Below are 24,875 nucleotides of genomic sequence, written 5' to 3'. Positions count from 1 at the left end.
CGTACCGTGGACCCGAGGCGCGCGTGACACGCGGGTGATACCGCCCTGAACTCTCACCGCAATCTCAATGGATTTCGATCCTTGCTCTAAACGCAAGACCTTCCTTTCAGTTGCGGCCGACCCTAACCTCACCGCGCGCGCCCTACTGGGTCTAATGCGTGTCGAATCGGCTTCACGGATCACGAATGTGGTCCCCGACGGCAGGTGCCTCGCCGCCGACACGCGATTTTTCCTCGTCGAGCCTCGAGGCAGCTTGAAATCGATATCTATGACAGCTCGCTGGGGAATTTGAAGATGAATTCTCTTCCTGTTTCCGGCGGTACGACGAAACTTCTCCGCAACGGAATCGCGAACCACTTTCGCTAGACGCTCTGCATCGACCGCGTCTAGTCCAGCTACTTCCATCACAATCGCGGAAAGGTCGCGGATTGGATGCGCGATGCCCCACGGGCGAGAGGGCGCGGGGTCGCTCACCGGCTGCCAATCGTCATCCGACTCGGAACCGCCTCGGCTCACGTGAAGATCCAGACGAGGGCAACCCAAATAGCAAGTGTTGCAATTGAGCTGAACAACAACTTCAAATATGCCCCTCGAATCTTATTGAGGGAGGCTTCATTCTGGTTCAACATGCCTGGGATGGTGTCAACGGCCAGCTTTCTCATAGCGACTCTCAAAGAGGGCGCTGGCTGCGCACCCTCCACCCAATCAACTAAGGCCTTTGGGTCCAGAATAAATTTAAACTCGTGCTTCGGGGCTACCATTCGCCACAGAAAGAACGCCATAGACGCGAATGCAAGCGTGCCGAGCGCCGCGATGATGTAAAAAACGGCGTTTCGTTGAGCGTTCGCGAGACCAGTGCCGACGAGGAACGCAGACGCCGTGATCGTCAAAGCCCCGAACGCGACGGCTCGCGTTCGCATGCCAGATAGTTCGTCTCGTTGAGCCAGAAGGCTTGCGCGCCCAGACTCGACAGCTAGTTCGATCCACTCAGCCCTGTCAGGATGATCGCGATTCGCGCTCCACGAGTCACCCGGCTTTTGTCGACTACTCATGTCCCGAACCATACGGCCTGTCCCCCAGAAATCGCAGTAGTGATGGATCTGAAACGCCAATTCTACGCATCAAGAACATCACTCGCTCCGAACTTGGAAACGCTTGTCTGAGCGAGGCGTAAGGAATCAGTCTAGACAGACCCGAGCCACCTGCTCCTGACCGGACCGTCAGGAGCAGACGCAGCAGCTAGCGGCGCCGCCCGTTGCCGAACAGTCCGCGAATGACCCCGTTGATGATGCTCTTGGTCGCCCCGCGCCCGAGCAGGCCGTCCAGTCCGGCGGTCGGTGTGGCGGTGCGAGAGCGCGGAGCCGCGGTGCTCTTGAGGATCCGCTCGTACTCGCGCTGCGCCTTCTTCTGCGCTTCGGCGTTGGCCTTGTCGATCGCCGCTTTCTGCTTGGCGTACTCGGCGGCGTCCGCGGCCTCTTTCTTCGCCCGCTCCGCCGCGTCCTTCGCCTCGGTCGCCGCCTGCATGCGCGCACCGAGGATCTCGCGTGCCGACTCGCGATCGATCGGCGTTCCGTAGGCAGAGAAGAGGGGGGATGCCGACACCGCCGACGCCATCGCCTCGGCGGGGAGGGGCGACATCGACGCACGCGGCGCGAAGATCCGCGTCCACGCGACCGGGGTGGGCGCCCCGCGTTCGCTCATCACGGTGATGATCGCCTCGCCCGTCCCGAGCTCCTGGAGGACCCGCTCGAGGTCGTAACCCGAGTCGGGGTAGGTGCGCACAGAGGCTCGCAGGGCCGTGGCGTCGTCGGGAGTGAAAGCACGCAGAGCGTGCTGCACCCGCGAGCCAAGCTGCGCGAGCACGTCGCCGGGAACGTCCTTCGGCGTCTGAGTGACGAAGAAGACGCCGACGCCCTTCGAGCGGATCAGCCGCACGGTCTGGGTGATCGCCTCGAGAAACGCCTTCGACGCGTCCCGGAACAGCAGGTGCGCCTCGTCGAAGAAGAACACGAGCTTGGGCTTGTCGAGATCGCCCACCTCGGGGAGGGCCTCGTACAGCTCCGCGAGCAGGTACATGAGGAACGTCGAGTACAGCTGGGGCCGTGCCGCGACGTTGGGCACCTCGAGCAAGCTCACGATGCCCGCGCCCGCGGCATCCGTCCTCAAGAACACCGAGACGTCGAGCTCGGGCTCGCCGAAGAAGGTGTCGGCGCCGACGGCGGCGAAAGCCACCAGCTCCCGGAGGATGACGCCCGCCGTCGCCGCCGAGAGCCCGCCGATGCCCTTCAGCTCCGGCTTGCCCTCTTCGCTCGTGAGGTAGGTCAGCACCGTGCGCAGGTCGGACAGGTCGACGAGCGCCAGTCCCTTCTCGTCGGCGTAGTGGAAGACGAGGCCGAGGCTCGACTCCTGGGTCGGGTTGAGACCGAGCACACGGCTGAGCAGCAGGGGGCCGAAACCCGACACCGTCGCTCGCACCGGAATGCCCGACCCCACGTCGTCGCCGAGGGCGAAGAACTCCGTCGGGAACGATCGCGCCGACCAGTCCTGGCCGACAGCGGCGGTGCGCGCGAGGAGCTTCTCGCTCGAGACGCCCTCGGCGGCCAACCCCGACAGATCGCCCTTGATGTCGGCGGCGAACACCGGCACGCCGTTCTCGGACAGCTGCTCCGCGAGCAGCTGCAGCGTGCGTGTCTTACCCGTTCCCGTCGCGCCGGCCACGAGACCGTGGCGGTTCGTCATCGCGAGGGGAATACGTACGGGCACGGATGCCACCGGCCCGCCGTTCACGAGCACGCCCAGGTCGAGGGTTGCGCCGGTGGCGGCGTATCCGGCGGCGATCGCGTCGACCTGCGCGGCGGAGAGGGGGCCGTCGACGGACGAGACGGGGGCAGGGGCCGGGGCCGCGTCGGGGGTCGTCGCCGACCGTTCCTCCGGCGGCACGACCGACGCGGGGCCGGGCGCTGCCGCACCCGCCGCACGAGCACGCGCCGCCGCAGCGGCCGCCTCAGCAGCAGCGAGGTCGGCGCGAGCGCGTGCCAGCCGGAGTTCGGCTTCGGCCGCGTCGGCCTCGGCGCGCAGACGCGCGATCTCGGCATCGGCCGCCGATGGATCTTCGACGGAAACGGAGGGCGCGTCGCCGGGCTCGCTCATGCGCGACAGCCTACGACTCGACCGATGCCCTGGCATCCGATTCGCGTGTCTTGCGAATCGCCAGTCGGTCTTCGTCGCGGGCGCGCAGACGCGAGAACGCCGCCGCCAGGACGAGGGCGGCACCGGCGCCGATGAGCGCTCCACCCGCGGTGTCCGAGAGCCAGTGCGCGTGCAGGTACGTGCGACTGAACGCCATCAGCACCACCCACGCCACCCCCACGATCCGCACCCAGAACGCGGGAAAGAGCACGGCGGCGACCACCGCGATGGTCGCCGCGTTGGCCGTGTGCCCCGAGGGGAACGATCCGTAATCGCTGATGATGAGGATGTCTTCCGGTCGCGCGCGGCCGAACGTGTGCTTGACGACCTGCACGAGCAGAGCGCTGCCCACCGAGGCGGTCAGGAAGTACAGCGCCGACCATCGCCTACGCGAGAGGAAGAGTGCCAGAGCGCCCAGGACCGGCACGATCACGACGGCGGTGAGATGACCCCCGACCGTGTCCATCACGATCGAGAAGATCAGCAGCGGCTGTGACGGCGACGATGCGAAGAGCTGGTTCCACCACACGTCGAGCGCGAACGGACTCGGCCCGCGGAAGAACACCCATGCCCCGAGCGCGCACGCGAGGGCGATGCACACCACGCCCACCGTCGCACGGAATCGCTGCGGGCGCGTGTCCAGCACGTCGTCGATCGCGGAGGTATCCATCGCCTCATGATGCCGCCTCGGCGGCGACGGGGGAATGGGGCGGTCCCGGGAGCGAACCCCCGGGACCGACCTGGTAATGCGCGCGCCGCCGACCGGCTGGCGAGGCTGGTCAGGGCGCGAGGCGCTCCACCGTGCGCGGGCGCACGAGCAGCCACAGCGACAGCACGCCGATGACCGCGCAGCCGAGCATGACCGAGGCCATGGTCGTCGCGGTGATACCCGAACCGGTGGCGAGCAGACCGACCAGCGGCGAGATGATCCCGGCCACGCCGAAGTTCGCCGCACCGATGATCGACTGCGCGGTTCCCGCGGCCTTGCCGTGGCGGTCGAGGGCGAGCACCTGGGCGCACGGGAACGTGAATCCGCACGCGGTCATGAAGAAGAACAGCGGCACGATCGTGCCCCACAGCCCGAGGCCCAGCTGGTCGGTCAGCACGATGGCACCGCCCGCGAGCACGAGCACCGCGGTCGAGACGGCCAGCACCCACTGCGGCCCGAACCGGGCGGCGAGGCGCGAGGCCACCTGCACGCCGACGACGACGCCGATGGAGTTCGCGGCGAACAGCACGCCGTAGCCCTGCGCGCTGAACTGGTAGGTCACCTGGAAGAGGAACGAGGATGCCGACAGGTACGAGAACAGCCCGCTGAAGGTCATCGCGCCGATGATGAGCACCCCGATGAAGACGCGGTCGCGGAACACGCTCGCGTAGCGCTGCCAGACGGTCGTGGCACCGGGTCCGCTGCGGCGAGCCGGCGGAAGGGTCTCGGGTACGAACAGGATCGCCGAGACGAGCATGACGGCGCCGTAGACGGCGAGGACGACGAAGATGCCGCGCCAGTTCATCACCAGCAGCAGAGCGGAGCCGGCGAGGGGCGCCAGCACGGGCGCGACGCCCGAGACCATGGCCATGCGCGAGAGCATCACGACGAGCCGGCGACCGCCGAACAGGTCGCGGATGATGGCCGCGGCCACGACACCACCGGCGGCGGCACCCGCACCCATGAGCACGCGCGCGATCGAGAGGGTCTCGAGCGTCGGCGCCGAGGCGGCGAAGATGCTCGCGGCCACGTGCAGAGCGGTGACCGAGAGCAGGGGAAGGCGACGGCCGACCTTGTCGCTGAGCGGGCCCACGATGAGCTGGCCCAGCGCGAAGCCGATCATGGTGCCGGTGAGCGTGAGCTGGATCGCCGCCGCGGTCGTCTGGAAGTCGGCCTCGAGCACGGGGAACGCCGGCAGGTAGAGGTCGATCGTGAACGGGCCGAGGGCCGTGAGCGCGCCGAGCACCAGGATGTACAGCAGGCGGCGGGAGGCGGGGATGGCGTCGCCCGGGTGGAGCACGATCGGGGCGGTGGCGGGGTTCTTGCCGATCGCGCGGATGGCGCCGGTGTTCGTCTGCGGCGAGCGGGGCGACGAGGGGATGACGGGGTGGGAGGCAGTATCGAGCACGCGTTTGATTTCGTTTCGCAACACGGACAGCCCGATGGAATCGGGCTGAGAAAAGAGGGGGGATCGTCGAACCTCGAATCGATTCGACATCGTCATACTACCGTGACCACCCGCACGCCACCATCCCGGGCTCGCGGGTTCCTCCCAGGCCATCGGCCCATTCACCCGCATAGGCTGGGGACGTCGGCGGCTGCCGATGTGTCCCGCCCCGAAGAGAGACAGAACACAGCGCATGACCTCCCCCTCCGACAAGCGAGCCAGCGGCAACCCCGCCAAGCAGGCCCAGATCGACCTCACCGTCAAGCAGCAGCGTGAGCAGAAGCGTCAAGAGAAGCTGGCCGAGTACCAGAAGCAGGTCGCGAAGCGTAAGCGCGGCAAGCTCGTGTGGTGGGTCGTGGGTTCCACGGCCGCCGTCGCGGTGATCGGCCTCGTCGTGGCATCCTTCGCCTTCGCCCCCGCTCCCCCCACCAGCTACCAGGCGGGCAACAGCACCGGCCGCGAGATCAGCGGTGTGCAGACGTTCGAGAACCGCTCCGATCACGTGCAGGGTGCCGTGACCTACGAGCAGAACCCGCCCGCCGGCGGCCCGCACAACCCGATCTGGCTCAACTGCGGCATCTACACCGAGCCGCAGCAGAACGAGAACGCGGTGCACTCGATGGAGCACGGCGCCGTGTGGATCACCTACGACCCGGAGCGTGTCGACCAGGCCGGCATCGACGCCCTCAAGGCCGTCATGCCCTCGAGCTACGCCCTTCTCTCGCCCTACCCCGGCATGGACACCCCCGTCGCGGTCAGCGCGTGGAACCACCAGTTGAAGCTCGATGACCCGACCGACCCGCGCATCGCGGAGTTCTTCACCGAGTTCTGGCGCAGCCAGAACGCCCCCGAGCCGAACGCCGCGTGCTCGGGAGGCCTCAACGGTCCGGGCAAGGCCTGATGACCGACGACGCCCCGGTCGCTCGCCCCACGGTCCGCTGGGTCGTCGTCGCCCTCGTCGCCGTCGCGGTGATCGCCGTCGCCTTCGCGGTCGGCCGCTTCACCGCGTTCGGCGCGACGGCAGCGCCCGCGCACCCGGGCGAGAACTCGGCCGAGGCCGGTTTCGCGCGCGACATGCAGGTGCACCACACGCAGGCCGTGCTCATGGCGATGGAGATCTACCGCAAGACCGACGACGACGAGCTGCGTACCCTCTCGTACGACATCGCCACCGCGCAGTCAGGTCAGCGCGGCGAGATGTACGGGTGGCTGGTGCAGTGGGGCCTGCCCCAGTCTTCGAGTCAGCCGCTGATGACCTGGATGGAGAAGTCGGGCGAGCACAGCCACGGCGACACCGCCGCGCTCACGCAGGAGCAGTTGCTCGCTGAGATGGGCATGGCCACCGACGCCCAGCTCGACGAGCTGCGCAGCGACGAGGGGCGCCCGGCGGACTGCCTGTTCCTCGACCTGATGATCCGCCACCACGAGGGAGCGATCCCGATGGCGCAGGCCGTCATCGAGCTCGGCACCGATGCCCGCGTCAAGGAGGTCGCCGGTGCGATCGTGACCGGCCAGTCAGCCGAGCTCGACGCGATGCGCGACATCCAGTCGCGTCTCGCGTGCAGCGCCTGACCCCCGCGGCCCCTCGCCCACGCCCGCCCGCCGCGCGGCATCCGCTCCCCGCCCCCACGCATAAACGCGCTCTGCACGCGGAAACGCGCTCTCCTCGCGTTTCCGCGTGCAGAGCGCGTTTATGCGTACGGAAGTGCGTTCATCCGCCCCCGCGGTCGCCGTTCCCCCTCCGCGGTCGCGCGCCGGCCCGCCCGCCACGCGCCTCGCCCACGCGAGCCCGCCGCACGGCATCCGCCCCCGCCCCCACGCATAAACGCGCTCTGCACGCACAAACGCGCTCTCCTCGCGTTTCCCCGCGCGGATCGCGTTTATGCGTACGGAAGTGCGTTCATCCGCCCCCGCGGTCGCCGTTCACCCTCCGCGGTCACGCGCCGGCCCGCCCGCCACGCCCCTCGCCCACGGCCGCCCGCCGCGCGGGATCCGCTCCCCACCCCTCACGCAGAAACGCGATCTGCACGCAGAAACGCGCTCTCCTCGCGTTTCCGCGTGCGGATCGCGTTTATGCGTAGGGAGTGCGTTCATCCGCCCGCGCGGTCGCCGTTCCCCCTCCACGGTCGCGCGCCGGCCCGCCCGCCACGCCCCTCGCCCACGCGAGCCCGCCGCACGGCATCCGCCCCGCCTCCCACCTAAAAACGCCCTCTGCGCGCACAAACGCGAGGAGCGCGTGTTTCCGCGTGTGGATCGCGTTTATGCATGGGCACCGGCGCGCGGGCCGGGGAACGACGAAGGGGCGCGACACCCTTCCGGATGCCGCGCCCCCTCGGTCGAGACGGGCTCAGCCCTTCGTGGCCCCGGCCAGCAGACCGCGCACGAAGAAGCGCTGCAGCAGGAAGAACACGATGAGCGGAACCAGGATCGAGATGAACGTTCCCGCGGACTGCAGGAACCACTGGTCGCCCCAGGTCCCCGACAACGAGTTCAACGATTGGGTCAGCGGCAACGAGGACGACGGTGCGAAGATCGTCGCCACGAGCAGGTCGTTCCACACCCAGATGAACTCGAGCACCGCGAACGAGGCGAGAGCGGGAGCGGCCAGCGGCAGGATCAGTCGGAAGAAGATCTGCCCGTGGCCGGCACCGTCCACGCGCGCCGCCTCGATGACCTCGGCGGGGATCTCGGCGATGAAGTTGTGCAGCAGGAAGATCGCTAGCGGCATCGCGAAGATCACGTGCGCGATCCACACGGTCGCGAAGCTGTGTTCCACACCGCGCAGGTCGAAGCCCGGGAAGATCGTGACCTCGTTGATCGTCAGTCCGCGCGAGAACAGGCTGAGCAGCGGCACGAGGGCCATCTGCAGCGGCACGATCTGCAGCGCGAAGATGAAGATGAAGAAGAAGTTGCGTCCCTTGAAGTCGATCCACGCGAACGCATAGGCGATGAGCGAGGCGACGGCGAGGGCGAACAGCACCACCGGGATGGTGATCGCGAGCGAGTTGAGGAAGGACTGCGCCAACGTCAACGCGGTCCCGCCCGAGGTCAGCGCGAGGCGGTAGTTCTCCAGCGTGAACGACGGGTCGGTGAACACCGTCCACCACCCCGACGACTGGGTGTCGGAACCCGGTCGGAACGAGGTGATGAACAGACCGAACGTCGGAATCGTCCAGAAGAAGGCGATCACGATGGCCGCGATCGTGGCGCCCTTCGACGTCAGGCGCTTGCGCGCCATCGCCTCGTGCTTACGCGTGTCGCGAGCGACCTGGCGTGCGGAGCGTGTGTCGGTGGTGGGTTCGATCACCACGGTCGAGGTGGTCATCGCACTTCCCTCTGCTTCCGGATCTGGCGGACGTTGAAGATGATCAGCGGCAGCACGAAGATGAACAGCACCACGGCCAACGCCGCAGAGTGCCCGTAGCTCTGGAAACGCTGCTGCTGGTTGACCATCTCGAAGGCGAGCACCGTCGAGTCGTTTCGTCCGCCCGTCATGACGGCGACGATGTCGTAGATCTTCAGCGCGCCGATGGCGATCGTGGTGAGTACCACGATCAGCGAGGAGCGGATGCCGGGAACGGTGACGTTGATGAAACGCTCCCAGGCGCTGGCTCCGTCGAGCTCGGCCGCCTCGTTCTGCTCCGGCGGCACGGCCTTGATGGCAGCCGACAGGATGACCATCGCCAGCCCCGTCTGGCTCCAGATGAAGACGACGACGAGCAACAGCGTGTTGATCAACGGCGAGGCCGCGAGCCACGAGACCGGCTGCCCGCCGAAGGCCGTGACCACCGCGTTCAGCACACCGATCTGGTCGCCCTGACGGAAGTCGTACACGAACTTCCAGATGATGCCGGCGCCGACGAACGAGATCGCGAACGGCATGAAGATGAGCACCTTCAGGTACTTCTCCCCCGCCGCGCGGTCGATGAAGACGGCGTACGCCAGACCGATGGCCGTGGCGATGGTCGGGGCCAGGAGCACCCAGATGAGCGTGTTGATTACGGACCAGAACCCCTCGGGGTTCGTGAAGGTCCAGATGTAGTTCTCGAGACCGACGAAGTTGTCACCGGTCTTGTCGAAGAACGACTGGAAGAAGGTGGTGATGGCCGGGTAGACGAGGCCGATCAGCAGGAGGATCGACGCGGGGGCCGCGAAGAGGATCAGCTGGAAGAGGTATCCCGCACCCTGGCGCGAACGGTAGTCGGCGTAGAACAGGACCGCGCCGAGCAGGATCGCGATACCGAGGACGTAGACGACGGCGTTCTGGTACGGGCGCAGCAGCATGAAGGCCAGCACCGGGATGCCGAAGCACGCGATGAGCCGCAGCCAGAAGTAGCCCTTGCCGGAGCGCGGCGCGTACTCGATGAGGAGCAGCAGCAGTCCCACCACGGCACCGAAAGCGACGACGACGAGCGGGATCTGGACGAGGGGGCTGAGTCCGCCGAGCCAGATGAAGAAGCTGTTCAGGCTGAAGCCCAGGGTGGTCGGCTTGGTCTCGGCGGGTGTCCGCGTGACCATGAAGAGGAAGAGCGCCACCGCCAGGATGAGCCCTACGAGGACCACGAGCAGCGTGGTCCGATTGCGTGCGCCGGAGCCGCGCGTGCGACGCTCGGCTCGTCCGCCCGGCGGAGGTGACGCCGTCGGCGCCTTCTCCGCGTTCTTGATATCGGTCATGACGTCCCTCCCGAACACGCCTTCGTGCTCATCGATGAGTGCCCGTGTGGTGCGTGCGGGCGGAATAGAAGTATGGACCCCGGATGGGCCACCCGCGTGGCGGGCGGCCCATCGGTGGTGCGGTAGTGCGTTAGTTGTTGTAACCGGTCTGGATGTCGCTCAGCACCTGGTCCGTCGGCGTACCGTCGATCCAGCTGACCATGCCCTTCCAGAACGAGCCCGAACCGACGGTGGCCGGCATGAGGTCCGACGCGTCGAAACGCAGCGTGGTGCTCGGGTCCTGCACGACCTTCATGGCCTCCTGCAGGAACTCGCTCGAAGCGAGCGAGGGGTCAGCGCCCTTGTTGGCCGAGATCACACCGCCGAGCTTGACGCGGGCGTTGGCGAAGTCGGGCGTCGACATGAACTCGGCGACCTTCTGGACGTTCGCGTCGTCGGAGAAGGTGGTGACGAACTCGCCGCCGCCCTCGACCGCGAGGTTGCCCTCGGTCACGCCGGGGAGCAGGAACGCGTAGACGTCACCGTCGGGAGCGACCGTCGGCGTCTGGCCGGCGGCGTTCTTGACCGTGAGGAAGTTCGACGACAGGAACGAGGCCTGGTGCGTCATCGGGCAGCTGCCGTCGGCGACCTTGGCGGCCACGTCGGCGAAGGCGACCGAGTTGATGCTCTTGACGTCGCCGAAGCCGGCGTTGACGTACGACGGGTTCAGGAGGATCTTGCCGGTGGCCTCGAAGGCCTCCTTGATCGGGGCGTCGGTGAACTTGACCTCGTTCGCGACCCACTTGTCGTAGACGTCGGCGCCGGACTGGCGAAGGACCATGTCCTCGATCCAGTCGGTTCCGGGCCACCCCGACGCATCGCCCGAGGCGAAGCCTGCGCACCAGGGGGCCGCGCCCGTCTTCTGCTGGATCGTCGCCGTGAGGGTCATGAGCTCGTCGAGGGTCTTGGGGACCTCGACGCCCCACTCCTTGAACTTCGCCGGCGAGTACCAGACGTAGCCCTTGAGGTTGGCGAGCATCGGGGCGGCGTAGAAGGTGCCGTCCTCGCTGCCGTAGGACTTCCAGTCCTCGCCCCAGTACTGGTCGACGTTCGACGACACGGTGTCGGACGCCTTCTTCACGTCGCCCGTGCCGATGAGGGTCTTGAGCAGACCCGGCTGGGGAACGATCGCGATGTCGGGGGCGTCGCCACCGGTCACCTTGGTGACGATGTTTCCCTCGAAGCTCTTGTCGCCGGTGTAGACGACCTTGATGCCGGTGTCCTTGGTGAACTGGTCGAACGACTGGTTCAGCAGGTCGGCCTCGCTACCGGTGATGCCACCGGAGATGCGGACGGTCGTTTCTCCCGAAGCTCCGGAGCCGCCGCTGTCGCCCTCCGCGCAACCAGCGAGAGCGATCGCACCGACCGCCAACAGTCCGACGGGCGCAAGCAGCCGATACCGCTGTGACATACCCATGTGGTCTCTCCTCTTTGAGTGTCTTGGTGCACCGGGTCCCGTCGGGAACCGATTCCACGCAACCGTAGAGGCATTCCCGAAGACTTGCAACCAGCCTCAGGTCACGAACCGATAACTAGCGGAAAGACGCGGCTCTCGCCCGGCATATCGGGCCGGGACCGGTTCCACTTTGTGGGATTCTCGGATACTCTTTCCGACGTCGACACGGACGTCGACGCATCACGAGGAGATCAGGGCATGAGCGGAATCGCCGATGTGGCACGCCTGGCAGGCGTGTCCAAGTCGACGGCGAGCCGCGCTCTCACGGGCGGCGGCTACGTCTCCGACGGAACGCGCCAACGCGTCACCGACGCCGCGGCATCACTCGGCTATGTGCCCTCGACGAGCGCGGTGAGCCTCGCGACCGGGCGCACGCGCACGATCGCCCTGATCGTCCCGAAGGTCAACCGCTGGTACTTCGGCTCGATCGTCGAGGGCGTGGAACGCACCCTGATCCCCCTCGGCTACGACGTCACCCTGTACGTCGCCGAGCCGGGCTCGAACGACCGCGAGAGTCTGTACTCCACGTACCTCGCCCGAAAGCGCTTCGACGGCATCATCGCCGTCGCCCTCGAGCCCGACGACGCCGACCTCGAGCGCCTGGCGAACATCGGCAAGCCCGTGGTGAGCATCGGCAACGCCCTGAGCGGAGTGCCCACCCTCGGCCTCGACAACGTCGCCATCACGCGAATCATCACGCAGCACCTCATCGCGCTCGGCCACACCGATATCGCTTTCGTCGGCAGTACCCCTCGCAGCGACGCCCCCGCGAAAGACGTCGACGAACGCTCGATCGGGTATCGCAACGCGATGAACGACCACGGCCTCGCCGTGCGTATCCGAAGCGTCCCCTCCACCCTCACGATCACCGATGCCTACGCGGCCGCGGCGTCGTTCCTGGCCGATGCGGCGTCGCGTCCGACGGGCGTCGTCGCCGCCTGCGACGAGGTCGCCATCGGCGTCATCATCGCCGCGCGCCGCATGGGCATCTCGGTCCCCACCGAGCTCAGCGTCGTCGGGATCGACGGTCACGACTACGCCGAGATGTTCTCGCTCACCACGATCGAGCAGTTCCCGCAGGCACAGGGCGTCGAAGCGACCCGCATGCTGCTCTCGATGATCGAGGGAACGGACGATCAACCCGCGTGGCGTACCGAGGCGGATACGCGCCTGGTCGTCCGCGCTTCGACCGCTCCCCCGCGCTCCACGTGAAAAGACGGGACCCCGGATGCCGTGGCATCCGGGGTCCCGTCCTTCTCACTCGTCAGTCGGCCTGGCGCGTCGCCCGTCGGCGGGCCACCAGACCCAGACCCAGCAGCGCGAGGGCGGCAAGCACGCCCGCGCCCATCCACGCCGTGTCGGTGCCGGTGGTCGGCAGGGCGCCCGAACCGGAACCGCCCTGGCCCTGGCCCTGGCCCTGGCCCGCACCGTCGCCGGGGGTGCCGACGCCGTCACCGGCGGCAGCGACCCGCACGGGGACGACGACCTCGGTGCCGGTGGGCTGCGCCGTCAGGCGCAGCTGCAGGGTTCCGGCGGCGTCGGCGGGCACGCCCACGGTGAGAGTCGCGGACCCGTTCACAACCGGGACGCTCGTCGCCGACGGAGCCGCGAGAGCCGCGACCCGCGCCGTCGAAGCGGCGAACAGGGCGAGGCGGGTCGACGCGGCCTCGGCCCCGAAGGAGGCGTCGAGGGTCGTGTTCTCCGGCGCACCCAGCGACGTGAGGTTCAGGTTCGACACCGTCACCGTGAGGTCGGTACCCGGGGCGGCCGTCGTGGAGCCCGACACCTGCACACCACGGGCGGTGAAGTCCGGGGTCAGGCCGGGGTTGTCGGTGAGATACCGGATCCACGCGTCGCGGTCGATCAGGCCGGAGTCACGGGTGTCCGTGCCCTGGGCGAAGACCGAGAAGCTGTCGCCGCCGCCGAGCAGGAAGTTGAACGAACCGACGCGATATCCCTTCGCGGGGTCGACCGCCACACCGTCGATCCAGAGACCGGTGATGCGCTGGCCGGCCGGGAGCGACGCGTCGTACGTGTACCGGAGATTCTCGGAGACGCCGAGCGACAGGTTGGCGTTGTCCGTGCGCCGCGAGAAGTCGCCCCACTGCTGCTCGAGCACCTGCCGCAGCTGATCACCGGTGAGGGTGGTCGTCCACAGGTTGTTCAGGAACGGGAGGACAGCGTTCGCCTCGGCGAGCGTGACGACGCCGTCCGAGCCGTAGAGCAGCTCGTCGCGCAGTCCACCGGCGTTGACGAACGAGACCTCCGCACCGCCGCGGTCGGGATCATCGAGCGAGTCGAGCAGAGCGTCGGCAACGAGGCCGCCCAGCGCCGATTGCTTCGTCCGATCGCCGCGCGTGCCGCCGGTGTAGACACCGTCGACGTACGAGCCACCGCTGAACGCCGTTGTGATGTCTGCGCCCACCGACCCCACCGCCTTCTGTCCGACCACGTCGGCCTCGGCACGCGCCGCGGTCACGATCGCGTTCACCTCGGCGACGCGCGGATACGTCCGGATGAGCTCCGCGTCCAGCGCCGTGTTGACGGCCGCGTCCTTGCCCCCGAGCCGAGCGACGTTGCGGGCGGAGGAGGTGACGACGTCACCGTCGGCGTCGACGTTCAACACGATCTGACCGACGTTCTCCCCGTAGTTGCCGGTCTGGACGATCGGGCGGGTGCCCTCGCGGCCCGGGATCGGCGCGTTCCAGGCATAGAGCTGGTGCGTGTGGCCGGTGAAGATGGCATCCACCTCGGGCGAGGTCTCGGTAACGATCTTCGCGAACGGTCCACCGGCCGCGACGGCCTGCTCGAGCGTCGTCGTCTTCTCGCCTGCGCCGGAACCCTCGTGGTACTGGGCGACGATCACATCGACCTGGTCGTCGATCTCGGCGACGACGCGGTTGACCTCGGCGACCGGCTCCCGGAACTCGATTCCCTGGATGCCGCTGGGCGTGACCAGCGTCGGAGTCGACTGCGTGATGGCTCCGATCACGCCGACGCGCACGCCGTCGACCTCGAAGATCGCGTACTCCTGCAGGAGCGGCTTGCCGTCTTTGAAGACGTTCGCGGCCAGGTAGGGGAAGTCCGCGAGGCCCTCGACGCGCCCCGTGAGGTCGTCGGCGCCCTTGTCGAACTCGTGATTACCCGTGGCCGAAGCCTTCAGGTCGAGCGCGTTCAAGACGTCGATCGTCGGCTTGTCTCCGAAGTACGACGACGCGAACACCGAGGCGCCGATGTTGTCACCGTTCGAGATGAACAGCGAGTTCTTCTCGCCGTACTGCGCGCGGATCTGCTCCACGGTTCCGGCGAACCGCACCGTGTTGGCGTCGATGCGACCGTGGAAGTCGTTGATGCCGATCAGGTTGACCTGGGTGGTCGGCGACAGGTCGAGGCCGACGATCACGGGATCGTGGTCGCTGGAACGGTAGGGCGAGGAGTCGTAGAAGTTCAGCGCGTTGTAGTTGAAACGGCTGTACTCCAGGGCCAGGGCCTCCACCGCATTGATGTTCCAGATGTCGGTGCCGGTGACCAGCGCACGCGCCGAGGGCGAGGCCAGCACGTGGTCGAGCGAGCCCGACTGGCCGCTGAACGAGTACGAGTACTTGCCCGTACCCGCCTCGAGCGTCTCGAAGCCGAAGTCGCGCAGCTTCTGGATCGGGTCTTCCTGCGAGTAGGAGTTGAAGTCACCGAGCAGGAACACGTCGTCGGTGCCGACGGCGGCCGAGCGGGACTTCGCGAAGTTGCCGAGGGCCTCCGCCTGACGCACACGGTCGCCGTTGAAAGCACCCTGGATGCCGTTGGCGTTGTCACCCGTCGCCTTGGGGTTGCTGTCGCCCTTCGACTTGAAGTGGTTCACGATCGCGAGGATCTTGGCATCCGGGAACGCGACCGGAGCGAACGCCTGCGCGAGCGGCTGGCGTGCGTTGCGGAAGGCGGCGTCGTCGAGGATGACGCTCTCTCCCAGGGGAGCGGCGACGGCCTTCTTGTAGATGAAGGCCGTGCGGATGACGTCCTCCGTCGCGGGCAGGGTCGCGGGCGAGGGGACGAACGCCCACTGCTCGGAGCCGAGCGCCGCGTTGAGGGCTCCGACGAGGGTCGACAGCGCCGCGTCGCGGTTCTTGCCGAACTTCGCCGAGTTCTCGATCTCCTCGAGCGAGACCACGTCGGCGCCGAGGCCGTTGATCGCCGCGACGATCTTGTCCTGCTGGCGCTGAAGGTTCTCCGCGTTCGCCGCACCGCGGGGGCCGGGGGCAGGGCACGTGTCCGCCGTGATCGGGTTTTTCTCGCGGTCCCTGTAGACCGAGGTGCATCCGACGCTCACGGCGGTGGTGGTGAAGTAGTTCAGCACGTTGAAGCTCGAGATCTTCAGGTCACCGCCGACCGGCGCGGGCGCCTTCGTGCGAGTGTTCGCGAAAGTCGCGGGCTGCACGTCCTTGGCGTTGTCGACCGTCAGCTGCTGCGTCGGCTGGAACTTCCAGGCGTTGTTGCGGTAATCGAGGACCACCGGCTTCGTGAACGTCACCGGGGCGCCGACGCGCACCGGGGTCGTCAGCGACACGTACGGCAGGGGGATGCCCTTGTTGGCGTCGCTCAGGAAGTTGATCGACGCTCCGTCGTCGAGCACGACGGCTCGGGCCTTGTTGTCGGCGACGGCGGCGACGTATTCGGGGCTGTCGGGAACGGCCACGTCGGTGGGCGTGCGCAGGGGCGTGGTGCCGGCGGCGAGACCCACCTCGGCGTACTGGTTGGTCGAGTACGAGTTCGTGACGGTGAAGTCACCCTGCGGAGCGAGAAGCATGCCCTCGAAGCGCTCGCGCTCTTCGTCGGTCTTCGGCCACGTGATCTTCGCGGGCTGCACGGCGGCGGCCTGCTCGGTGAGCACGCTCACCCCGGAGGCCTCGGCGGTGATCTGCGTCTGGCCCGAGAACTCCTTGGCCGTGCCGGTCACCTCGACGTGCTGGCCGACGGCGACCTTCGCCGTCGCGGCCGATCCGTAGACGAAGATCGCATCCGACGCCCGGTGCGCGGCGACGTCGAGCTCACCACCGGTGCCTGGCGTCTGGATGAAGAAGCCGTTGTAGCCGCCGGTCGGGTAGGCCGCGGTCACGATGCCGCGCGTGGTGACGGTCTGGTCGGCCAGGGGCGTGGTGGCACCCGTGCCCTGGATGTCACGGATCGGGATCACCGTGCCCGGCGTGACCGGCGGCGCCTGCGTCGCCGTGGCGGACGGCGAGGGGGACGGCGACGCCGAACCCGACGGGTCGGGGTTCGGTGTGCCGGCGCCCGAACCCTGCGGAGTAACCGTCGTGGTGTTGGTGAAGTCCAGGGAGTTGTCGTTTGAGTCGACGAAGTCGGTGCGGACGAGGGCGTTGGGCGTGGTGGTGCCTCCGGTGACCGTGGCGGCCTTCGTCTCGAAACTGACGGCGGAGCCGTAGCCGAGGAAGTCGACCACCCGGGCGTCGGTGACGTTGCCGGCTGCCGGTGCGACCGCCTCGCCGACGTTGGCGAGAAGGAGCTGGCCGTTGGTTCCCGAGGGCGTGATGGTGGTGCTCGTCAGGTCGGCGGCGGGCAGGTCTGCACCGGCCGGCGGGTTGCCGTTCCCGGGGAGGGCGATGAGGTAGTAGCCGCCCGCGGCGATCGAACCGGTCAGCTTCTGCACGTTACCCGTGGCGACGTTCGTCGTGGCGCGATACTGCAGCGACCACCCGCTGAGGTCCTGCGCCGTGTCGCCCGCGTTGTAGAGCTCGACGAACTTCTGGTTGAAGAAGGCGCCGGCGCTCCCGCCCTTCAGGTAGGCCTCGTTGATCACCACCTTGGAGCCGACGGCCGCCGACGCCGGCAGCGGAACGATCGCGGAACCGAGCAGGGCGACGCCGAGAGCGGCGCTCAGTGCGGTGGAGAAACGGCGTGCGGACACGCGCGAAGCAACGGAAGGCATGGGTCTCCAAGTACCGGCGTGCACAGGGCGACGTCGGAGGTGGGGGGATCGACGGGGGGTCTCAACGACCGTAAATGATCCACATACCCTTTTCCCAGACTTCTTTATTTCGATCTGGTGAACATCGGTTCCTCAACGGGTGAAACCGCGTCTCACAGAATCGAAGGTGACATCACCCTCGGACGGCCGACGTCTCTCGCCTCCCGGGTGTAACGACGAAGGCCCGGATGCCATTGGCATCCGGACCTTCGTGTATCGCGTTGAAGCGACCGAGAAGCGTGATTACTTCAGGGTCACCGAAGCGCCGGCCTCCTCGAGGGCAGCCTTGGCCTTCTCGGCGGTCTCCTTGTTCGCGCCCTCGAGCACGGCCTTGGGAGCGCCATCGACGACGGCCTTGGCCTCGCCGAGGCCGAGCGAGGTGAGCTCGCGGACGACCTTGATGACCTGGATCTTCTTGTCACCGGCGGCCTCGAGGACGACGTCGAACGAGTCCTTCTCCTCGGCCTCTTCGGCGGGGGCAGCGCCACCGGCGGCGGGGCCGGCAACGGCCACGGGGGCGGCAGCGGTGACGTCGAAGGTCTCCTCGAACGCCTTGACGAACTCCGACAGCTCGATGAGCGTGAGCTCCTTGAACGCGTCGAGCAGCTCTTCGGTGCTGAGCTTAGCCATGTTGTATCTCCTTGATCGGGTTAATCATCCGGGGCCGAGTCAGGCCGCGGTGTCCTGCTTCTCGCGCAGCGCGTCGACCGTGCGAACGGCCTTCGACGGAAGCGCCTGGAAGACGTATGCCGCCTTGGTCATCGTCGCCTTCATCGCACCGGCGAGCTTCGCCAGCAGGACTTCACGGCTTTCGAGATCGGCGAGCTTGTTGACCTCATCCGCGGTCAGAGCGGCGCCATCGAAGTAGCCGCCCTTCACCACGAGCTGAGGGTTAGCCTTGGCAAAGGCACGCAGGCTCTTCGCGACGGCGACAGGGTCACCGTGCACGAACGCGATGGCAGACGGGCCCTTGAGCTCGTCGTCCAGTCCCGTGACCCCCGCGTTAGCCGCGGCGATCTTGGTCAGCGTGTTCTTCACCACGGCGTAATCCGCGTCCTGACGGATGTCGTTGCGCAGCTGCTTGAGCTGGGCAACCGTCAGACCGCGGTACTCGGTCAGCAGAACGGCGGTCGAGCTCTCGAAGTTCTTCGTGAGCTCGGCGACCGATGCATCCTTCTGCGCCATGGCCACTCCTTGTGTGAACGAGGCGCTCCGCGATGGCGGGGCGCCGGCCGAAGACACCGGGTCCGGACAAAAAGAAGAGCTCCGGCGCAGGCGCACGGAGCTCGGATTCCCGAAGGAGAGTTCGTTTACCTGCGTAGGTCCCCTGCTTTTCAGCAGACGCTTCGATCGGAATGCGAGCACTCCGATAACCGACGGTCTTTGGCTTGGTCACTACTGTACCCGATGCCCCGCTCCCCCGCCAAACCAGCCCTCCATCCCCGGGCAACCCCGCGTCCACATCACGTGACGCGGACGAAAGCACATGTACGGCGATGTGCGTTCGACCACGTCGCGTGATTTCGCGAGCGAAGAGCGGGAGGACCGTCGCATGCTCAACGCGGCAGATCGACCCCGAACGACGCGAGGCGCGCAGCCAGCGCCTCCGGCGTGACGATGTCGCGAAAGCCACCCCGGCAGACTTTCCAGCCCGTGACCGCGCGGATCCAATCTTCACGTCGTTTCTCCTGCAGGAGAACGTCGTCGGCGGACTTTTTGCCACGCATCACCGGGTCGGTGTACTTGCCCGCGCCGTCGAACTCCCAGAAGACGTGTTGAGTTGGCAGAGCGATGTCCGCGAAGTAGGTGGTTCCCCGTGGTCCGGCCACCGCCGCCTGCGGCTCGACGGTGTATCCCAGCCGAACGAGCTGCACCCGACTCACGCTCTCCCCGACGGACTCGGCCCGCCCGTCGGCAGACGCGATCACCCTCCGAGCCTGAACGACCCCCCGAGCGCCCGGTGCATTCCGCGTCCGTTCCGACATGAGATCACGCCACTCCTCTTGAGCATCCGGGTCGAAAATGCGACCTTCGACCGACGTGCCGCGCAGAGCCCCATCGGCGCACGCGACCGCCGTCTCGAACGGGCTGGTGCGCGCCACGTCGAAGACCGTGCGCTCCACGGATGTGCACAGGATGCCGTCGACCTCGACGATGTCGTCGTCGTCGAGCCGGCCCTGATGACGCTGCAGGCCAGGACGGCTCGACGCGCGGCGTCCGCCAGCCAAGGTCATCTGGATCGGTTGCTCGACGAAGCGGTACAAAGGCAGACCGTGGAGCACCGCAGCCGACAGGTGGGAGACGACCGCTGACCCGCCCCGCATCTGCTCTGCGGCCGCGACGACCCTGAGCCGGTGTTGCGCCGACGGGAGCAACTCCGCGAACGGCGCTCGCGCGACGTAGGCGTTGCGTTGCAGACGCTCAAGCGCTCCCGCCCCGTTCGCCCGCCGGATCTCGCTCGACGCGACGTCACGGTCGACGAGCTGCGAGCGCGTGTGAATGGGCGCGTCGGGCGTCGGTGATTGTGAGGTCGTTCGACATCCTCCGACCCTGCCCGCTTCTCCGTCCTGTCCGGCTTGCCAGCACCCCATTCCGTGGGCAGCGGTCAGCCTCGCACCACTGGGGAGGAGCCTCTCGCCCCCTCTCGCCCGGCCTCCCCCAGCCGAGGCCACGCAACGCCCCCAAGCCTCGACATCACGCGACCTCGCCCGCACCACACGTCATTGCGTGTCCGTTGGCCCAGTTCACGTGATTTGGGCGCTCACCGCCCGCCCCACCCGCCCGGCCTCAGGAGACGCGCGCCGCCGGCAGCATGGCCCGGGTCATGCGCACGATGCGCGAGGGCGTGCGCGCGCCGAGCCACACCGTGCACACGGGCGCCTCCCCGCAGGCCCACTCGGCACACCACGCGTGGATCGCCGTCGCGAGCCTCTCGCCGCGCGGGCGCAACTCGCCGTCGATCGTGCGGTCGAGCCAGCTCACCCGCGCCGCCGGGGCGTCGAACGCCTCGATCTCGCCCGCGCCGCAGATCTCGACCAGCACGGTCGCGTGCGCTCCGGGCGAGAGAGCCGCGGCGATCCGACGCATCTCGGGGGTGTTGCGCGCGTCGCCGCCGAGCAGCACCGCGCCTTCCAGGTCGCACCAGCGACCGCCGTCGGGGCGACGCAGCGAGGGGTCAACCGAACTCATGCACACAACTTAGGTCACCCTTACTTCGCCCACAAGACCCCGGATGCCGACGCGCCGCTGCTCTCATGCGCTCCACGGGCGGGCGGGGTTAGGGTCGAAACCATGTCGCCCGAGCTCGTCGCCTCTCGCAGCGCCGACCTCGATGCCCGGATCGTGGCCGACTCGCGCGATCGCGTCTCGTGGATTCGCGCGCGCTCCCGGGGCATCACCGCCACCGACGTGGCCGCACTCACGAGCGCCAATGCGATCTCCCGGGCGGCGGATGCCAAGCTCATGGGCTCGAACTTCTCGGGCAACGCCTTCACCGCCCACGGTCGTCGTCGCGAGCCCGAGATCGCCGCATGGGTGGCAGCCACCCATGGCATCCGACCGTCGTCCGCGCTCTACCACGCGGTCGTCGAGAAGCGCCACCTCGCGACCCCCGACGGAGTGGTCGTCGACGGCGAGGGCCGCATCGTCCTCGCCGAGATCAAGACCACCAACAAGGCCTGGCGCTCGATCCCGAAGACCTACATGCGCCAGATCTGGTGGCAGCAGCACGTGCTCGGCGCCGAGCGCACCCTCGTCGCCTGGGAGCAGCACGACGGCTTCGTCCCCCTGCACGACGAGCCGCGATGCCAGTGGATCGACCGAGACGAGCGCGAGATCGCCAAGCTCGTGGGGCTCGCGACTTCGCTGATCGACGAGCTCTACCGCCGCACCATGGAAGCACGCCGGCCGGTGCCGGTGCAGAAGGAACCCACGGACAGGTATCGGGCTCTCGCCCTCCTCGATTAATAGTTGACGGAAGTCAAGCAATAGGCGTATCGTTGACATCAGTCAACCAATCGCGCCAGTGTCGTCGCGGCATCCGTCCCCCTTTCGTGGAGTTCCCGCATGACAGCAACTTCTACCGACGCGCCCGCACAGCGGCGCGTCCTGCCGGCTCTGATCGGCCTCTTGCTCGGCACCTTCGTGTCGATGCTCGCCTCGACCGTCGTGTCGACCTCTCTGCCCGTCATCGTGCACGATCTGTCCGGCGACCAGAACGCCTACACCTGGGTCATCACCGCGACCCTGCTCACCACCGCGATCTCGACCCCCATCTGGGGCAAGCTGGCCGACCTGTTCAACCGCAAGGTGCTCATCCAGATCGCCATCGCCATCTTCGTGCTCGCGACGGCCGCCGCCGGCTTCTCGCAGGACACGAACATGCTGATCGCCTTCCGCGCGGTCCAGGGTCTCGGCGCCGGCGGTCTCGCCGCCCTCAGCCAGGTGATCATGGCCGACATCATCAGCCCCCGCGAGCGCGGTCGCTACATGGGCCTGTTCGGCGCGGTCATGGCCGTCGCCACCGTCGGCGGGCCTCTGCTCGGCGGTGTCATCACCGACGCGTTCGGCTGGCGCTGGAACTTCTTCGTCGCCCTCCCCTTCGCCGTCGCAGCCCTGCTGATCCAGCAGCGCACGCTGCACCTTCCGGCACGGGCGAAGCGCGCGGTGAAGATCGACTACGTCGGCATCGTCCTGCTCTCGGCCGCCGTGTCGTTGCTGCTCATCTGGGTCACCAACGCCGGCAGCACCTTCGAGTGGGCCAGCACCGAGACGCTGCTCATGGTCGGCGGCGCGGTCCTCGCCGCGATCCTGTTCGTCGTGGTCGAGCTGCGCTCCTCCGAGCCCCTCGTGCCGCTCACCCTGTTCCGCGACGCGACGTTCACCCTCGCCACGATCGCCTCGATCGCCACAGGACTCGCGATGTTCGGCACCTCGGTGTTCCTCAGCCAGTACATGCAGATGGCCCGCGGCGCCACGCCGACCGAGGCGGGCGTCATGACGATCCCGATGATCGGCGGCCTGCTCGTCTCGTCGATCGTCGTCGGCGCCCTGATCTCGCGCTTCGGTCACTGGAAGCCGTTCCTCATCGCCGGTGGCGTGCTGTTGATCGCGGGTTCCTTCCTGCTGTCGACCATCCACTACGACACGAACTTCACCCTCGTCTCGATCTACATGGCGTTGCTCGGCGCCGGTGTCGGCATGACGATGCAGAATCTCGTCCTCGTGGTGCAGAACACCGCCAACCCCACGCAGATGGGCGCGGCGAGTTCGGGCGTGACGTTCTTCCGCAGCCTGGGCGGCACGATCGGCGTCTCGGTGATGGGGGCCGCTCTCGCGAGCATGGCGACGAGCCTGTTCACCGACCGCTCGGCCGACCTCAAGGCCGCCATCATCGGCCTCGGCGCCGATGGGGCCTCGGTCGCGCAGAGCCTGCAGTCGGGGGCCATCCCGCAGGTGTCGACCCTCCCCGAGAGCGTCCGCGTGATCGTCGAGGACATCTATGCGCAGTCGATCGCCCACTCGTTCCTCATCGCCGTGCCCGTCGCGGTGGTGAGCCTCATCGCGATCCTGTTCCTGCCCAACCGCCCGCTGACCCGCATGACCACCTCCGAGCGCGTCGCGGCGAGCGAGGCCGACTTCGCCACCGTGTCCGTGCCCGAGGCCATGGCCACGCTCTCGGCCACCGGTACCATCCCGACACAGGATGCCGGCTCCCCGCGCCGCGCACGCCGAGCGGCCGAGATGGGAGAGGATGGCTGACGTGACGAGCGAACAGGACGACGAACGCCGAGTGGCCGTGCAGGCCCTGGAGTCGTCGTTCTCGGAACTCATGACCGTGTTCCGCCGCTTCGTCTCCGAGGCGGCGGAACGCGTGAGTCCGGGAATGCTGCCGGCGACGTTCAAGGCCCTCTCGGTGGTGAGCCGCTTCGGCCCGCTGACCCTGTCGGCCCTGGCCGAGCGGCTGGCCGCCGACAAGGGCTTTCTCAGCCGCTCGATCACCGAGCTCGAAGATCTCGGCCTGGTCACGCGGACGCCCGACCCGAACGACCGCCGCTCACGGCTGATCGCCGTCACCGAGGTGGGCCACGCGCGCCTCGCGGAGGCACGTGCTCCGCACGAGAGCCGCCTGTTCGATGCGATCGCCGATTGGACCCTCGACGACATCCGCCATCTGTCGACGCTGCTGCACGCTCTGGCCGTCGGCGAAGTCCCCGCCCGCGACTGATCGCTCCCCGGGGCCGGGGCAGGAGCGGGCTTCGCGACACGGTGACCGAGGCGTAACACCGCCGAGACAATGGCGGGGTTGACTGAGGGGATCGCGGCGAGGTCGCCGCGGACCGACCGCAGTGAGAGTGAGCGCCCGATGAGATTCCGATCGACGCGTCCCGAGACCGCCCTTCAGCCCGCTCCCCCGGTGCCGGACACGATGCGGGCGGTGGTGTTCGACGGCCCCGGAGACGCCGACGTCCTTCACCTCGCCGAAGTCGAGGTTCCCACTCCCGTGCTGAGCGAGGTGCTCGTGCGGGTGGTCGCCGCGGGCGTCAACCCGATCGACGCGAAGACGCGTGCGGGGCGCGGCCTCTCCGGCGCCATCTCGGCGTGGCCGGCCGTGCTCGGGCTCGACGTGAGCGGCGTCGTCGTACGGGCACCCTTCGACGCGCACCCGTTCCCCGTCGGCACCGAGGTCTACGGCATGGCCACCGTGCCGCGCACGAGCGGCTCGTACGCCGAATACGTCGTCGTGCCGACCCTCTCCCTCGCCCGCAAGCCTTCGTCCCTGTCGCACGTCGAGGCGGCCGGCGTACCCGTGGCGGCCCTCACGGCCTGGGGGATCGTGGTCGAGACGGCCCTCGCGCATCAGGGCCAGCGCATCCTCGTGCACGCGGGCAGCGGGGGTGTCGGACACTTCGCGGTGCAGTTCGCCGCGTACTTCGGCGCTCACGTGATCGCGACCGGATCTCCCCGCAACCTGGAGTGGCTTCGCGAGCTCGGCGCCGCCGAGGTGGTCGACTACACCTCGACACGGTTCGAAGAGGTGGTGTCCGACGTCGATGTGGTCATCGACCTCATCGGCAACGTCTCCGACGACACCGGCACGCGCTCGCTCGAGGTGCTGCGCCCGGGGGGATTGCTCATCGAGGTGCCCACCGGGGCGTGGCCCGGCTTCCGCGAGGCCGCCGCGGAGCGCGGCATCCGCTCCACCGATTACAAGACGATCCCCGACGGCGGAGCTCTCGCCACGATCACCCGGCTGCTCGAGTCGGGAGCCGTGCGCGTGTACGTCGAGCACGTCTTCGAACTCGACGACGCCGCCGCCGCGCACACCGCGCTCGAGCGCGGGCACACGCGGGGGAAGATCGTGCTGAGCGTCAGCGACGACTGA

19 protein-coding genes are annotated in these 24,875 nt (G+C 68.0%); 7 read left to right on the top strand and 12 right to left on the bottom strand.

Annotated elements, in window-relative coordinates:
- Positions 1-512: 512 nt before the first annotated feature.
- From QE454_RS08340 to QE454_RS08325, 4 genes are all read right to left on the bottom strand, one after another.
- Complete coding sequence (locus tag QE454_RS08340; RefSeq protein WP_307456198.1) at positions 513-1,052, bottom strand: hypothetical protein; 540 nt, start codon at positions 1,050-1,052, stop codon at positions 513-515.
- A 187-nt stretch (positions 1,053-1,239) separates the two neighbouring features.
- Positions 1,240-3,150 carry a helicase HerA-like domain-containing protein gene (locus QE454_RS08335; protein WP_307456200.1) on the bottom strand — a complete coding sequence of 637 codons (1,911 nt, stop codon included), beginning with the start codon at positions 3,148-3,150 and terminating at the stop codon, positions 1,240-1,242.
- A gap of 10 nt (positions 3,151-3,160) precedes the next feature.
- Complete coding sequence (locus QE454_RS08330) at positions 3,161-3,859, bottom strand: phosphatase PAP2 family protein (protein ID WP_307456202.1); 699 nt, start codon at positions 3,857-3,859, stop codon at positions 3,161-3,163.
- 109 nt (positions 3,860-3,968) lie between these two features.
- Positions 3,969-5,306: a multidrug effflux MFS transporter gene (locus QE454_RS08325; protein WP_307456204.1), complete on the bottom strand. Its 1,338-nt coding sequence runs from the start codon at positions 5,304-5,306 to the stop codon at positions 3,969-3,971.
- Between the two features lie 232 nt (positions 5,307-5,538).
- On the opposite strand from QE454_RS08325, the gene QE454_RS08320 reads away from it, so the two are divergent.
- Entirely contained in the window at positions 5,539-6,246 is a 708-nt protein-coding gene (locus QE454_RS08320; RefSeq protein WP_307456207.1) for a DUF3105 domain-containing protein, read from the top strand.
- Positions 6,246-6,917: a DUF305 domain-containing protein gene (locus tag QE454_RS08315; protein ID WP_307312964.1), complete on the top strand. Its 672-nt coding sequence runs from the start codon at positions 6,246-6,248 to the stop codon at positions 6,915-6,917. Before QE454_RS08320 ends, QE454_RS08315 begins: the two co-directional genes overlap by 1 nt.
- Positions 6,918-7,692: 775 nt before the next feature.
- Here QE454_RS08315 and QE454_RS08310 read toward each other — a convergent pair.
- The 3 genes from QE454_RS08310 to QE454_RS08300 form a co-directional block, all read right to left on the bottom strand.
- Entirely contained in the window at positions 7,693-8,670 is a 978-nt protein-coding gene (locus tag QE454_RS08310; RefSeq protein ID WP_210073363.1) for a carbohydrate ABC transporter permease, read from the bottom strand.
- Positions 8,667-10,019, bottom strand: a complete 1,353-nt coding sequence (locus QE454_RS08305; RefSeq protein WP_373459391.1) for a carbohydrate ABC transporter permease — start codon at positions 10,017-10,019, stop codon at positions 8,667-8,669. Before QE454_RS08305 ends, QE454_RS08310 begins: the two co-directional genes overlap by 4 nt.
- 130 nt (positions 10,020-10,149) lie before the next feature.
- Positions 10,150-11,475 (bottom strand): ABC transporter substrate-binding protein, encoded by a 1,326-nt coding sequence (locus QE454_RS08300; protein WP_210073361.1) that lies wholly within the window; start codon positions 11,473-11,475, stop codon positions 10,150-10,152.
- 237 nt (positions 11,476-11,712) lie between these two features.
- Between QE454_RS08300 and QE454_RS08295 the strand changes: the two genes are divergently transcribed.
- On the top strand, positions 11,713-12,726 hold the full coding sequence (locus QE454_RS08295; protein ID WP_267787864.1) for a LacI family DNA-binding transcriptional regulator: 1,014 nt from the start codon (positions 11,713-11,715) through the stop codon (positions 12,724-12,726).
- A gap of 52 nt (positions 12,727-12,778) precedes the next feature.
- On the opposite strand, the gene QE454_RS08290 is transcribed toward QE454_RS08295, so the two are convergent.
- From QE454_RS08290 to QE454_RS08270, 5 genes are all read right to left on the bottom strand, one after another.
- On the bottom strand, positions 12,779-17,452 hold the full coding sequence (locus tag QE454_RS08290; protein ID WP_309668582.1) for an ExeM/NucH family extracellular endonuclease: 4,674 nt from the start codon (positions 17,450-17,452) through the stop codon (positions 12,779-12,781).
- Between the two features lie 282 nt (positions 17,453-17,734).
- On the bottom strand, positions 17,735-18,121 hold the full coding sequence (gene rplL / locus QE454_RS08285) for a 50S ribosomal protein L7/L12 (protein WP_013585572.1): 387 nt from the start codon (positions 18,119-18,121) through the stop codon (positions 17,735-17,737).
- Between the two features lie 39 nt (positions 18,122-18,160).
- Positions 18,161-18,676 carry a 50S ribosomal protein L10 gene (rplJ, locus tag QE454_RS08280; protein WP_094735742.1) on the bottom strand — a complete coding sequence of 172 codons (516 nt, stop codon included), beginning with the start codon at positions 18,674-18,676 and terminating at the stop codon, positions 18,161-18,163.
- 371 nt (positions 18,677-19,047) lie between these two features.
- On the bottom strand, positions 19,048-19,755 hold the full coding sequence (locus tag QE454_RS08275) for a hypothetical protein (protein ID WP_307456214.1): 708 nt from the start codon (positions 19,753-19,755) through the stop codon (positions 19,048-19,050).
- Between the two features lie 523 nt (positions 19,756-20,278).
- Positions 20,279-20,680 carry an SIP domain-containing protein gene (locus QE454_RS08270; RefSeq protein WP_210073353.1) on the bottom strand — a complete coding sequence of 134 codons (402 nt, stop codon included), beginning with the start codon at positions 20,678-20,680 and terminating at the stop codon, positions 20,279-20,281.
- Between the two features lie 102 nt (positions 20,681-20,782).
- On the opposite strand from QE454_RS08270, the gene QE454_RS08265 reads away from it, so the two are divergent.
- From QE454_RS08265 to QE454_RS08250, 4 genes are all read left to right on the top strand, one after another.
- Positions 20,783-21,457: a YqaJ viral recombinase family protein gene (locus QE454_RS08265; protein ID WP_267787875.1), complete on the top strand. Its 675-nt coding sequence runs from the start codon at positions 20,783-20,785 to the stop codon at positions 21,455-21,457.
- Positions 21,458-21,556: 99 nt separating this feature from the next.
- A complete protein-coding gene (locus QE454_RS08260) occupies positions 21,557-23,251 on the top strand; it encodes an MDR family MFS transporter (RefSeq protein ID WP_307456216.1) in 1,695 nt (564 codons plus the stop codon).
- Between the two features lies 1 nt (position 23,252).
- Entirely contained in the window at positions 23,253-23,717 is a 465-nt protein-coding gene (locus QE454_RS08255; RefSeq protein WP_396652951.1) for a MarR family winged helix-turn-helix transcriptional regulator, read from the top strand.
- 138 nt (positions 23,718-23,855) lie between these two features.
- Positions 23,856-24,875, top strand: coding sequence for an NADP-dependent oxidoreductase (locus QE454_RS08250; protein WP_210073344.1), 1,020 nt, complete (start codon positions 23,856-23,858; stop codon positions 24,873-24,875).

The organism is Microbacterium sp. SORGH_AS_0454, from assembly GCF_031453395.1.
Classification (GTDB): domain Bacteria; phylum Actinomycetota; class Actinomycetes; order Actinomycetales; family Microbacteriaceae; genus Microbacterium.
The sequence above is the reverse complement of the archived record's forward strand: the minus strand, read 5'-3'. Positions and strand labels throughout refer to the sequence as shown.